Origin of the sequence: Mangrovimonas yunxiaonensis, from assembly GCF_000733475.1 — a bacterium.
Taxonomy (GTDB): domain Bacteria; phylum Bacteroidota; class Bacteroidia; order Flavobacteriales; family Flavobacteriaceae; genus Mangrovimonas; species Mangrovimonas yunxiaonensis.
This window is the reverse complement of record NZ_JPFK01000005.1, coordinates 71,053-82,941: the sequence shown is the minus strand read 5'-3', so window position 1 is coordinate 82,941 and position 11,889 is coordinate 71,053. Positions and strand designations below refer to the sequence as shown.

Sequence of the window (11,889 nt, the reverse complement as noted above, 5' to 3'; positions counted from 1 at the left end):
TTTATTAAAGTCCCGAAATTAGGCTTTTTTCTTCATCTGTAAAGACTTTAGATTGTAAAATATAGTCTTTAATATGATTTTTAAGGTTAGCGGAGCGAATGTGTTTAAACTGTTTTAATAAAAAGGCCTTATCGGTTGCAATGTCTTTGTTGTAGCCTAATATTTTTGGTGAGTTCTCTTGTATGCCCAATCGTATAAATCTGGGCTCGATGGCGTTGGGCTCTTTTTCTATGGCATGCTCAATAAGAGAAACGCCCTCAATAAATCCTTCTTTTTTGGCTTTTATAGATTTGGCCATTCGTGCTTTAAGTGCAATGGCAGCTCCTTTATAGGCCACTAAAGCCACCTTGTCTTGTTTGCTTACCAGCGATACAGATTGAAAAAACGATTCTACTTTAGTACTATCGTGGGCGGCATCTTTATAGGCCACTCTTAGGGTGCTTAAATCGAGACTTTGGGCATTGACCAGACAGCTTGTAAGTAAAATAAATAAAAACCTCATGCTAAAGTGGTTTAAATGTTGCGTTTAATTTTAACGCTACAGTATCTTGAAACTTGGTTACGTTTTTAACCTTAATAAGGGTGTCGGCTTCAGAGATATTAAGGGTTAAGACCAGATCGGGCGTTTTTTCGGGGTTAATTATTGCCATAAACTTTACATTGCTGGACGATTCCATAAAAAGCGTTTTATTTACCACGTTTTGTGTGAGCTCTTTAATAATCTGCATCATACAAACACCAGGGGTTACGGGGTTTCCTGGAAAGTGTCCTTTAAAAACCTCATGGTCCTTGTTAATGGTAATATGCGCTGTGGCTATATGATCTGTAACGTCTAGCTGCGATATGGTATAAAAATCTTTTAATAGCATATTAATTAAACTTAAATGACAACCCTAATTGTATTGCCGAGTTAAACTGTGTTTCGTTTTCGTATTTAGGGTTTGAAAAATCGTGCCACCCTCCCGAATAAACATCGACAAGCCCTTGCTTGTACCTAGCTTCTAAAGCCAACCCAAACGGGAACTCGTACCCAATGCCTGCACTTATACAAACATCTATAAAAGTAATGTCGTTGCCTTCCTTTCTGTTAGATAGGCCTATAAGCGTATCGTCGGTGTCAAAATCAAAAACCGGAGCGATAATAAAGAGAACCCCAGAGTTTTTGGCGTACAGCACGTTGCTAATACTTAACGAAATGTAATGGATGTCGAGGTCGTTTTCCAGGTTGTTTTTGGCTTCACCGCCTTGGTTAGAGTAGCCCAATTCTGGTCTAAGGGCATAAAAATCGGAAAACCTAAAATCTACAAAAGCACCAAAATACCCGCTGGTTTTCGAGTCTAGGTCGGCATTGGACAGTTTTGTAATTTGTACATTACCCCTTAACCCAAACGATGTTTTTGTTTGCGCTACAGAAAAAAGGCCTATAAATAGTGCTATTAAGAAGGGGATTATGTGTTTAGGGCGAGCTTTCATATATTAAAAGTTGAATTTGTAATATACTCCAAATTGGATGACACCATTTAAAAGATTATTGCCATCGTAATAATCGCCATCATTTTCTGCGTAATAGTAGTCGTTTCCTATGTAATAAGAGCCATCATAGTTTTCTCTTACATCTATTAGGCCTTGCTTATATCTAGCTTCAAGACCCAAGCCAAATGGGAATTCGTAACCAATACCTCCAAATAGTGAAAAATCGATTGGTGTAATATCTGCACCATCATCATCTACATTTACTTCTAAACTTGGGCCAAGAATAAAATGCAATCCAACATCTGGGATGATAAAAAATTTGTTTACAATGCCAACACCAACATAATGTAGGTTTAAATCGACCTCTCGAGTATGGCCTAAAGATGGATCGAAGCCATTATATACTTGATATGTTTGTGTGGAGCCTTGATTGTTATAAGTGCCTTCTACTTGTAGCTCGTAAAAGTTAGAAAAGTGAATGTTAACATAAGTGGCTGCATTTATGCCTAGCTTTCTTTCGGCATTATCCATATTAGAAATAGTTGCTGCATTTAAACCAAGTCTAACACCAGGGCGCACTTTTATTTGCGAAAAAGCAGTAAGGCTTACGGTAACAAAAGCAAAAAGTAGAAGGGATTTTTTCATAAGGATTTTAATAGATTGATTTTAAATTGATTTCTAGCGCTATGTTGTGGTGTTTAATTGTTATTTGCTCTGCAATATTATCATTAATTTTTGAAAAGGAAAATACCGTGTTGGCTTTTCCGTTTTTTACTTTCACAATCTGGTCTAAAGTATTGTTTTTTGTATAATAGTAATGGGGCTTGCCTAAAATTTCGGTTTCGAAAACAGAGGTGTTGGCTTTTGCGAATGCCTTGGTTGTTGGAGAGGTTTCTTTTACCAAAACGGTAAAGTCTTGTTTTAAAACATTTAGTAGTAATTTTCGGTTTAAATCCTCTAAAATATAGTTTACAGTAAAGGTGTTGTTCTTAATGGAAAAATCGAAAATTTTATTGCCCATTTCTGTTGTAAATGCGACACGATGTTGGTCTTCTCCTGTCTTTTTTACAATAAACAGCCCGCCAAATGTTTTGCCATAGGCTGTAATATGGGCTTTGTAAAGGTAATCGTGCTGTGCATTGGAAAAATAGCCGTTAGAAACTACAGCGGTTTCATTTTCAGTAGGGTTTAATTGTTGTTTTTTGGGGTATGAACCACAACTAAAAAGAAAAAAAGTAAGCAGACTAATGGTTAAATACCGCATGGTTTACTGGTGTATTTAAGGTTCGGTTGCTAAATACTATTTTGGTGAAATCGCCAGAAGGTTCTATCATTTTAACTTGTTCAACATCGCCTTTTTTGCTGAAAATGATTTGGAAACTTGTTATAAATTCTGAAAACTCTGGATTTTTTGGACTAAAATGCACCTCGCTTTTTTGGGCAGCTTTATAGTAGGTAATATCAAATTCGGCCTCGTTAAACATGTCGCCTTTTACACTTTTAACAATTAGCTGGTTAAGCTGTTTGAACATCTTGCTGGCACCAATATCAATTTGGCTCTTATGGCCTTCATCGTTAATATAAAGGCTTTCGTTTTTAAAAATAACGGCATACTCAAACGGGTGGTTATAGGCCCATTTAACCAGATTTGGAGCTTTAAAGTGCAAGCGTCCTTTGGTAACAATGTCGTTCGATAAAAAGTCTAAATGTTTGTATTGGGTAAAATCGCTTACAATTGTTTTGGTAGTTTCGGCCTGCAATTTTACAAGTGCTTTTAAATTTTCGGCTTCAGTGGTTGTCATTTTTGTTTGTGCCTGAATGCTACAGCAAACAAAACAGCATATAAAAATTAGCTTATGCATAAGGGGTTAAGTTACAAAGTTGATCTACAGTTACCGACTTTAAATTTCTCTTTTGCAAAAATAACAATAACTGTTCCAAAACACGTAAAGATTTCTCACTGGTGTCGTGTAATAAAATAATATCGCCCGGTTGTAAGTTTGTTGTTATGCGTTTTAAAATAGCCGTTTCGCTTAAAGATGTTGTATCTAAAGCGCGTTTGTTCCAACCAACCGATGTTAGATTTAAGCGGGCAATGGCGCGTTTTATGTTTGGATTGGTTACCCCAAAGGCCGGGCGGTACAATATTGGTTTTATGCCTGCATGGTTAAAAATAACCGTATTGGTTTGTTGTAGCTCTGCGATAACCTTTTTTGTTGAGAAAAAACCAAAGGTGTTTGCATGGCTGTAAGTATGGTTTCCTATGGTATGCCCTTTATTAATAATTGTTTTGAAAATGTTAGGCGATGTTTCAATATGTTTTCCAATACAGAAAAACGTGGCTTTGGCGTTGTATTTGTCTAAGGCATCTAAAACCTTGGGTGTCATATTTTGGTTGGGACCGTCATCAAACGTAATGGCAACGCGGTTCTGTGCTTCATTTGGGTTTGATAATACCGAGTTAAAATGATAATTCCAGCCTATAAGGCCAGACCCCAAACCAGTTAACACCAACCATAAGGCTAAGCCTATAAAAATAACCCAAAAAGGAACGATGCTTAGAAAGAAAAAGCATAAGCATACAGCAAGAAAAGCGCATGTAAAACGTGTGACGGTTTTAAAGGTTAACATTGACTAAGCAGCGTGAAACTATGATTTTCTCCACGGTACTGGTTGTACAATAATACGGTTTTATACGATGAAGCTTGCACCCCGTTTAATTTAACCACTTCTGGTAGGGTTTGTGTTTTTATAATTTTTGAAGCCAGCCAGAATCCAAAGGAAGAGGCTGTGTTAAACTCGCCGCTTAAATGCTTGTAATAGGCCTGTGGTGTTTTAGAGAACGCTTCACTCAAGGTGTTGTAAAACACATCAAAATTAACATCGCCATTGTTTCCTAAAATTAATAAATCAATATCATCTGTACTTAAATCATGCTCTTTTAAAAAAGCGATGGCTTGTTGTTTTAGCGCGTTCTCTTGGAGTGTGTTATAGGTTTGTACCGAAGTAATTTTAGCATAGCTGCTATTGGATTTTTCATTGGATAGCACAAAAAAGTTAGCTCCTTCGCCAAACACAGCTCCTTCGGTTTTGCTGTTAAGTAAGTTGTACGGACCTACCTGTTCTGGTTTAATATGATTGATGATTTTGTGAATCTCGGTCGTGTGATCGCCATGTTCGTCTACTCCGCCAATAAGAATATTTTTGGCTTCATCTAACTGCAGTTGCAAGAGAGCATCCATTAAAGCCGATTCGAAAGAGATGCTAGAATGCACATACGTAAAATTATAGCCTTTACAGTTTAGCTCCAAAGCAATTTGCCCACCAACGGTATTGTGTGTAGATTGTATAAAAGGCGTAGGTGTTAAGTACTGCTCGTCGTTATCTATAATGGCGCGAACAAATTTTTCCGAATCGCGTACACAGCCCATACCGGTTCCGGTAATGATGGCGTCAACATTATCTAGGTTGGCTTCGTTAAGCGCTATTTTAGACGATACAATGCCCATTTTTATACCCTTGGCCATGCGGCGTGCAGCGGCAGGGGAAATGTAGTCTTTATAAACTGGGTTTACAGCAGGAATAACGTTGTCATGGTATTTGGTAATATCATTTAAAAACGCAGCATTGTCGAAGGTTTTTTGAGCCGAAATGGAACCAACACTATTTATATAAACGTTTTTCATTTACTGGTCTTTTGAAAAAATTACCGTTGAACAATTTCCGCCAAACCCTAAAGAATTTGAAAGTACTGTTTTTAACGCTTTCTCTTTTAGGGTGCGTTGGGGGGTGATGTTAAATTCCTTCATTTGGGTGTTAAAATTCAAATTGGGGTAAATAACATTGTTTTGTAAGGCCAAAACAGAATAGACGGCTTCTATAGCTCCGGCGGCGGCCAGGGTGTGTCCCGTATAGGCTTTTGTCGAGCTAAAATCGGGAACCTGATCACCAAAAACGCGTATAATAGCACGGCCTTCAGACAAGTCGTTATTGCCTGTAGCTGTACCGTGAGCGTTTATATAATCTATATCGCCTGGGGCATATCCGGCAACGGTTAAGGCTTGCTGCATGGCAAGTGTTGCGCCATCGCCATGATCAGACGATGCGGTTTGGTGAAAGGCATCGTTGGCATTGCCATACCCTTTAACGTAGGCCAAAACAGTTTTGTTCTCAGCTTCAACAACTTTATCAGATTCCAACACCAAAAAGGCTGCTGCTTCACCTAAATTAAGCCCCTTGCGATGTTCATCGAACGGGGTGTTATAGGTGTCAGACAAAATCATTAAGGTCTTAAACCCATTAATCGTGAATTTCGATAAACAATCGGCTCCGCCCACAATAACGCGGTCTAATTTTCCTGCTTTTATTAGGCGGGCTCCTAGCATAATGGCATTGGCAGCAGAAGAGCATGCCGTACTTATGGTTGTTACCAAGCTTTGCTCTATGTTTAGCTGTTGGGCAATTTTTTGCGTAGAATCGCCTGCGTGGTGCGCATCGATGTACTTTTGTGCTTCTGGGTTGTTAAGGTAATCGTAAAAATAGGTTTCGGTCATGTCCATCCCACCTACACTGGTCGCAGATACAAGCCCGGTTTTATATTGCGAGATGTCTTTAATTGCAGCGTTTTTAACGGCTTCTTTTGCGGCTATAGCGCCAAGTAATGCCGTTCTGGAATAGTTGTGGGATTTAGGCAGCTTGAGTTGGGCCTCCATGTTGGCATTGGTATAGGCAATTTCGCCAACCATGATATCGTTAGCATGGTTGGTTTTAATTTTTTCCACCCTAGAAATGCCTTTGTTGGCATTAATGAGCGCCTGGTAGTTTTCGGCAACATTGTTTCCAATGGCCGAAATAATCCCCATACCTGTTATGGCAACCCCTTTACCCATATTTGGTTATTTTGATCTGTGCTCGGAAATGTAAGCGGCCATGGTGTTAATCGACTCAAAAATGGCGCGGCCTTCCTTAGGGTCTGTTAACTTTATACCGTAGTTTTTGTCTAGCATTACAATAAGCTCTAGGGCATCGATAGAGTCTAACCCTAAGCCATCTCCAAAAAGCATGTCGTCATTTGCAATGTCTTCAGGAGACATGTCTTCTAAATTTAATTGCTCGATTAAATTCTCTTTCAATTCTTGTTTCAATGCGTCCATAATTATTTGTTGTATAATGTGTTTATGTCTTTTATTTGGTGTGTTATGCCTTCGGATTTAGCAACTAAATACAAAAAGGCATCGTAATGTTCGCCGTCGTACTCTACCCACCCGCAAAGCACTTTGTCTGCCTTTTGGGATTCCAGTAAACTATTGGAATAGGTAAAAAGATGCTCGGCATTAAAGGTGTCAAAGATAAAAAAACTATTCTCAGAATAAAGCTTATATTTTATACTTATCTCGCCTATGCAAATGTTTGGTAATGTGTACACAAAAACGGCTGGGCTAGGAAAATAATTGGCTTTGTTTTGAATGGATGTTTGGTGGGTTCTATCGGTTTCTAAACTTGAGGCGCTGTTAGAAAATATAATGGCCACATTCTCTTCGTGCTCTGGGGTAATGTTTTCGTGTTTTAATAACACATCGGCTGCAATAAAGGCTAGTTTGCTTAAAGCATCCATTTTAAAAAACTTAGGGTATTTAACCCCTAAGGTTTTGTAGGCCGATTTTATAAAGGTCGAAAAATGACCCGTTTCAGAAAAAACAACCTGGTCGTTTAAGATGATGCGGTTGTTTTTAATCCTGCAAAATGACGTTATGTTGTAGTGATTTTGTAGCATGTTATTTTTTCTTGCAAACAAGCATGGTATGGTATTCCCCTAGTGCAATATCTTCATGAACGGTCATGCCTGCTTGCTCTATAAGTGCAATTAAATCTGTTGCAGCATACATTTTACTGTTGCCATTGGCCAAGGCCGTAAAGTATAACGAGGTGGCTTCTAGAATAAATTTAGCATTATCGAACCGTTGGCGGTCGGTGTAGGTTTCGGTAATGATTAGCTCGGTATGGTCGTCCATAGCAGCAACACAAGTAACGAGTATTTTTAAGATTTCTTCTTTAGAAAAGCAGTCTAGAAATTGGCATAGCCATATAATATCTGCACCTTTTGGGATACTGTTATTGTCTTCAAGCCAATCTATTGGGTAGCCTGTAATTTGATGGGCTAAGCCTTGTTCTTTTACCTGGTTTAAAGCGATGTTTAACTGTCCTGGTAAATCGATCATGGTAATTTTAACCTCAGGGTCGTGTTTGCCACATAAAATCGAGAATTTTCCAGTATTGGCCCCAATGTCGAAAATGGTTTTTGGTTTTTTGTTAAAAACAATTCTTAGGGCATCTTCAAAAATATCATCAGAGTAGTGGTGGTCAAACGCAAACCACGATTTTTGAATGTCCTTGGGCAATTGCGATAAACCTTCGTAAATGGTTTTCCATTGGCCTAATTCCTTTAAGCCTTCGGGTTGGCCTGTTTTAATGGCATCGTTTAGGTGGTAAAGGCCTTTGTAACATACGTCTTGCGTAAAGTTAATGTTAACGTTTACGGTTTCGTTATAGTTTAAAAAATACCCAATGGTTGTTAGTTCGTAATTGCCCACATCGTTCTTTTTTACAATATCGCAGCTTTCGGCAATTTCCAGAAGGACCCCTAAACCATATTCACTAACAGACAGTTCGCTGGAAAGCCTATCTAAAGGCAGTCCTTTTTGTCTACGTTTTTCAAAAATTTTATCAAAAACCCCTAATTTTCGTAAGGAAATTACAGCTTGGAATACAAAAGGAGCAAAAGCTATTTTATGAGCTTCTTGTATGGCGTCTATGGCTTTAATAGAGGTGTCTTGCATGTTTTTAATGGTTGATTTTTTTAAAAATAACAGCCGTATTGCAGCCTCCAAATCCCGAAGCTGTTTTTAGGAAGGTGTTTAACGGTTTTTTTGTGGTTTGGGTAATAACATTTATAGGCTTGCTTACCCCTAGGGCATTAAACCCTAAAGACGGATAAAGGGTGTTGTTACATAGACTATGGGTGCCAATAATGGTTTCGATTAAACCAGATGTTCCCAAGGTATGCCCAAAGTACCCTTTTAAACTGTTTACAGGAACATTTTCTAAATGATGACGATTAAAGGCTATAGCTTCCATCTCGTCATTATACATAGTTGCCGTACCGTGAGCCGAAATATAATCGATATCTTGGTGCGATACATTTGCTTGCGTCATGGCCGACTGAATGCTTCTGTACAATCCCTCACCTGTTCTTGAGGGGCCAGAGATGTGGTTCGCATCGTTACAAGAGGCTTCTCCCAATATTTCGGTAGCTTCTTTTGCCAATGCCGTGTGGTCTTTCGTAATTAAAGCACTTGCGGCAGTTTCTCCTATATTAATGCCTGCCCGATCTTTATCGTAGGGTTTACAAGGCACCTCGCTTAAGGCCTGAAACGAGTTGAAGCCCGAGAGGATAAACTCGGTAACCAAATCGCCACCAACCACAAACACATGGTCGTATACGTTTTGTAGGATGTAGCGTTTGGCAATGGCAATGGCTAAAATACCCGAAACACAGGCGTTAGAAACCACAATAGCATCGTTTTTAAACCCAAAATGTGTTTTAATAACACGTCCTAACTCGTGTAGATAGCTGCGGGTTTCTAGAAATGGGTTGTTCTGGTCTAGAGCATCTATATTCCCTTTTGTTGTAGAAATAATGAGTCCCACTTTGTTATGATGTACATCAATACCCGACTGGCCAATGGTGTCGTGTAATGAGGTAATCATCATTTTTTCTAATTTGGTATAGCCTTTTTTTTGGGTTGCTAGGCTAAAGGCAGCATCTAAATCGGTGGGGTTTATTAATGACGAATAAAAAGGCGTGGGGAAAATAGCGTTGTCTTGAATTTGTTTTAAGCCAGAAACACCATGGTGTATCTTGTCTACTACAGTCTTGCTATCAAAACCTAAAGAAGAGATGATGTTGTTATATGAAAAGAACACTTTACCCATCAAGTAATCCGACGTTTTTTTTCCAATTAATAAAAAACTCAGGAGCCGCCAAGGCTAAATCGCCTTCGCCAATTTTATCGACAAAAACCTGTATGGTTTCTCCGGTGCAAACCAAATCGCCATGTTGGTTGTATACTTCGTAGTGAAACACCATTTTGGCTGCTGGCGAATCCACAAAAATAGTTTTAATGGTTGCCACATCGCCATAACGTAGCGGCAATTTATGATCTGTACTGGATTTTACAATGGGGGTGGCAAAACCGTATTTTTTTTGGTCTAAATAAGAAATGCCATGATGCCTGCCAAACGCTTCGCGTCCATCCTCGAAATATTGAATGTAGTTACCATGCCAGACAATGCCTAGGGGGTCGGTTTCAACAAAGCGAATCCTAACTTTACTGGTATGCGATATTTGTTTGTGGTTAGACAGCGTTTTTCTTTTCATTGTAAATTATGGCTATTCCAGTTGTAATTATAAAAAATAAAAGCAATAAAGCAATTTCCGGTAGCAGATCTAATAGGGTTCCGTTTCTTAAAAACACATCGTAAAAGGCGTTTAAGCCCCAGTTCATGGGTGATATGTTCGATAGGATTTGCATGGTTTTAGGCATGATAAATACAGGAACCCAAACCCCGCCCAAAGCGGCAAGAATGACCACCAAAGTAGCACCGAAAGGTGCCGATTGCTCCTGGGTTTTTGCAATAGTACCCAATAACAGGCCTAAACCAATGGCAGCCAAACCTGCAAAAAGCGCCACTATAAAAAGTAGCGGTAGCCGCCCAGAAACATCTAGGGTAGGTAGACCAATTTTAGGAAAAAGATACACCCCAACCAAAAGCATTAGTACAAATTGAATTAGGCAAACAATAAGATAAACAAGGGTCTTACCGCCTAATACGGTGGCATAAGACACCGGGTTTGTTCTTAACCTTACAAAGGTGCCTTGACTTTTTTCCTTAACAATGTTGATGGATAAGGGAACAATAATAAAAAAGATGGCAAATAAGGTCCATGCAGGCACATTATGCTGTACAGAATTAGGGATGAAATCGTCTTTTTTGTCTTCGGGTAAAATTTCCTTAAATGTGATAAAACTATCGGTTTCAAAGATTTTTTCTGAAGGGTCGTCTAATAGTTGTTCTTGAAAAGCTTTGTAAATGCTTTGGGTTTCAATTTTTGAAATCATTTTGTCAATGCCATTTTTAACCGAGCTTTTAAAGGACAATTGGGTGGCAGGATCAAAATATAAGCGTACTTCTTTGTTTTTTACCGTAGGGGTTTCGTTTTTTTGCGAATCTTCTAAACCAAATTTAGCGACTAGGGCTTCAACATTTTGGTTTATTTTGTTTTGTAAGCTTTCGGTAAGGTTTTCCGGAATTACAATAGCGAGCTGATAAGTGCCTTTAAAGACCAAATCCTTGGCTTCGGCTTCACTGCTTTTGGTAATCACTTTAAACGCATTAGCGTCTTTTAAACCGTTTAAAATAGTGGCTGAAACCTCATCATTATCATTATCGACCACCAAAATAGGGATGGTAACATCTGTAACCGTTTTAAAGGTGCTGTCTTGAATTAAGGTAATGGTAACAATAAGCACTAAGGGCATAATAAACAATATGGCAATACCGCCAATATCCCGGGCTAGCAATAGCAATTCTTTATATGTTGATGCTAATAGTTTATGCATGGTCGCGTAATGCTTTACCGGTTAAGTTTAAAAACACATCTTCGAGGTTATGGGCACCTTCATGATTGTTTATTAAGGTTTTGGGCTCGCCCTTGGTAATAATTTTGCCGTGGTCTATAATGGCCACACGTGTACAAAAACTCTCGGCCTCGTTTAAGTGGTGCGAGGTGTAAATAATGGTCGTGCCCTGCTGGTTGAGTTCTTGCAAAAACTTAATGATAACATTTTTAGATTGCACATCAACCCCAACAGTGGGTTCGTCGAGAAACAAAACTTTAGGCTGGTGTAAAATGCTGGCAATAAGATTTACACGGCGTTTCATGCCGCCAGAAAAGGTCTGGATTTTTTTATGGGCAAAATGCAACAGCCCCAAATGCTCTAACGCCTTGTTGATGCGTTGGTTTAAATCTGGGCCTTTTAGGCCATACATGCTTCCAAAGTACTTTAGGTTTTCGAAGGCGGTTAACGTAGGGTATAGCGCATATTCTTGAGGGACAATGCCAATAAGCTGTTTGAGCTGGTTTTTGTGTTTTTTATACGACAAACCATTAATGGTAAACTCGCCAGAGGTGGGTTTTATTAAGGAACATAAAATGGAAATTAATGTGGTTTTTCCTGCGCCATTGGGGCCCAACAGACCAAAAATTTCTTTTTCATTAACGTGCAGGCTTAGGTTAGCTACCGAAAACATGTCGGCGCCATTATATTTTTTAGAAACCTGGTTAATGTGAATCAT

General features: G+C 38.9%; 16 protein-coding genes. All 16 read right to left on the bottom strand.

What is annotated here, in order from left to right:
* Positions 1–4: 4 nt before the first annotated feature.
* The 16 genes from IA57_RS04505 to IA57_RS04430 all read right to left on the bottom strand — a co-directional run bounded on the left by IA57_RS04505 (position 5) and on the right by IA57_RS04430 (position 11,889).
* Positions 5–502, bottom strand: coding sequence for a hypothetical protein (locus tag IA57_RS04505; RefSeq protein ID WP_036119865.1), 498 nt, complete (start codon positions 500–502; stop codon positions 5–7).
* A gap of 1 nt (position 503) precedes the next feature.
* Positions 504–869, bottom strand: a complete 366-nt coding sequence (locus IA57_RS04500; protein ID WP_036119863.1) for a hotdog family protein — start codon at positions 867–869, stop codon at positions 504–506.
* Position 870: 1 nt separating this feature from the next.
* Positions 871–1,473: a porin family protein gene (locus IA57_RS04495; protein WP_036119860.1), complete on the bottom strand. Its 603-nt coding sequence runs from the start codon at positions 1,471–1,473 to the stop codon at positions 871–873.
* 3 nt (positions 1,474–1,476) lie between these two features.
* Positions 1,477–2,118, bottom strand: coding sequence for an outer membrane beta-barrel protein (locus IA57_RS04490; RefSeq protein WP_036119857.1), 642 nt, complete (start codon positions 2,116–2,118; stop codon positions 1,477–1,479).
* A gap of 7 nt (positions 2,119–2,125) precedes the next feature.
* Entirely contained in the window at positions 2,126–2,737 is a 612-nt protein-coding gene (locus tag IA57_RS04485) for a hypothetical protein (protein WP_036119856.1), read from the bottom strand.
* Positions 2,718–3,275 carry an outer membrane lipoprotein carrier protein LolA gene (locus tag IA57_RS04480; protein WP_084176721.1) on the bottom strand — a complete coding sequence of 186 codons (558 nt, stop codon included), beginning with the start codon at positions 3,273–3,275 and terminating at the stop codon, positions 2,718–2,720. The genes IA57_RS04485 and IA57_RS04480 overlap by 20 nt, the downstream gene beginning before the upstream one ends.
* 52 nt (positions 3,276–3,327) lie before the next feature.
* Positions 3,328–3,972, bottom strand: coding sequence for a polysaccharide deacetylase family protein (locus IA57_RS04475; protein WP_236625372.1), 645 nt, complete (start codon positions 3,970–3,972; stop codon positions 3,328–3,330).
* 125 nt (positions 3,973–4,097) lie between these two features.
* Complete coding sequence (locus tag IA57_RS04470; RefSeq protein ID WP_036119848.1) at positions 4,098–5,159, bottom strand: beta-ketoacyl synthase N-terminal-like domain-containing protein; 1,062 nt, start codon at positions 5,157–5,159, stop codon at positions 4,098–4,100.
* Positions 5,160–6,362, bottom strand: a complete 1,203-nt coding sequence (locus IA57_RS04465) for a beta-ketoacyl-[acyl-carrier-protein] synthase family protein (RefSeq protein ID WP_036119846.1) — start codon at positions 6,360–6,362, stop codon at positions 5,160–5,162.
* A 6-nt stretch (positions 6,363–6,368) separates the two neighbouring features.
* Entirely contained in the window at positions 6,369–6,626 is a 258-nt protein-coding gene (locus IA57_RS04460; protein WP_036119843.1) for a phosphopantetheine-binding protein, read from the bottom strand.
* Between the two features lie 2 nt (positions 6,627–6,628).
* A complete protein-coding gene (locus tag IA57_RS04455; RefSeq protein WP_036119840.1) occupies positions 6,629–7,246 on the bottom strand; it encodes a 3-oxoacyl-ACP synthase in 618 nt (205 codons plus the stop codon).
* 1 nt (position 7,247) lies between these two features.
* Complete coding sequence (locus tag IA57_RS04450; protein ID WP_036121271.1) at positions 7,248–8,309, bottom strand: methyltransferase; 1,062 nt, start codon at positions 8,307–8,309, stop codon at positions 7,248–7,250.
* Positions 8,310–8,313: 4 nt separating this feature from the next.
* The gene (locus tag IA57_RS04445) at positions 8,314–9,465 is read right to left on the bottom strand and encodes a beta-ketoacyl-[acyl-carrier-protein] synthase family protein (RefSeq protein WP_036119838.1); all 1,152 of its coding nucleotides are present in this window, start codon (positions 9,463–9,465) and stop codon (positions 8,314–8,316) included.
* Positions 9,458–9,910, bottom strand: a complete 453-nt coding sequence (locus IA57_RS04440; RefSeq protein ID WP_036119836.1) for an acyl-CoA thioesterase — start codon at positions 9,908–9,910, stop codon at positions 9,458–9,460. The genes IA57_RS04445 and IA57_RS04440 overlap by 8 nt, the downstream gene beginning before the upstream one ends.
* Entirely contained in the window at positions 9,888–11,153 is a 1,266-nt protein-coding gene (locus IA57_RS04435) for an ABC transporter permease (protein WP_036119833.1), read from the bottom strand. The genes IA57_RS04440 and IA57_RS04435 overlap by 23 nt, the downstream gene beginning before the upstream one ends.
* Complete coding sequence (locus tag IA57_RS04430) at positions 11,146–11,889, bottom strand: ABC transporter ATP-binding protein (RefSeq protein ID WP_036119830.1); 744 nt, start codon at positions 11,887–11,889, stop codon at positions 11,146–11,148. The genes IA57_RS04435 and IA57_RS04430 overlap by 8 nt, the downstream gene beginning before the upstream one ends.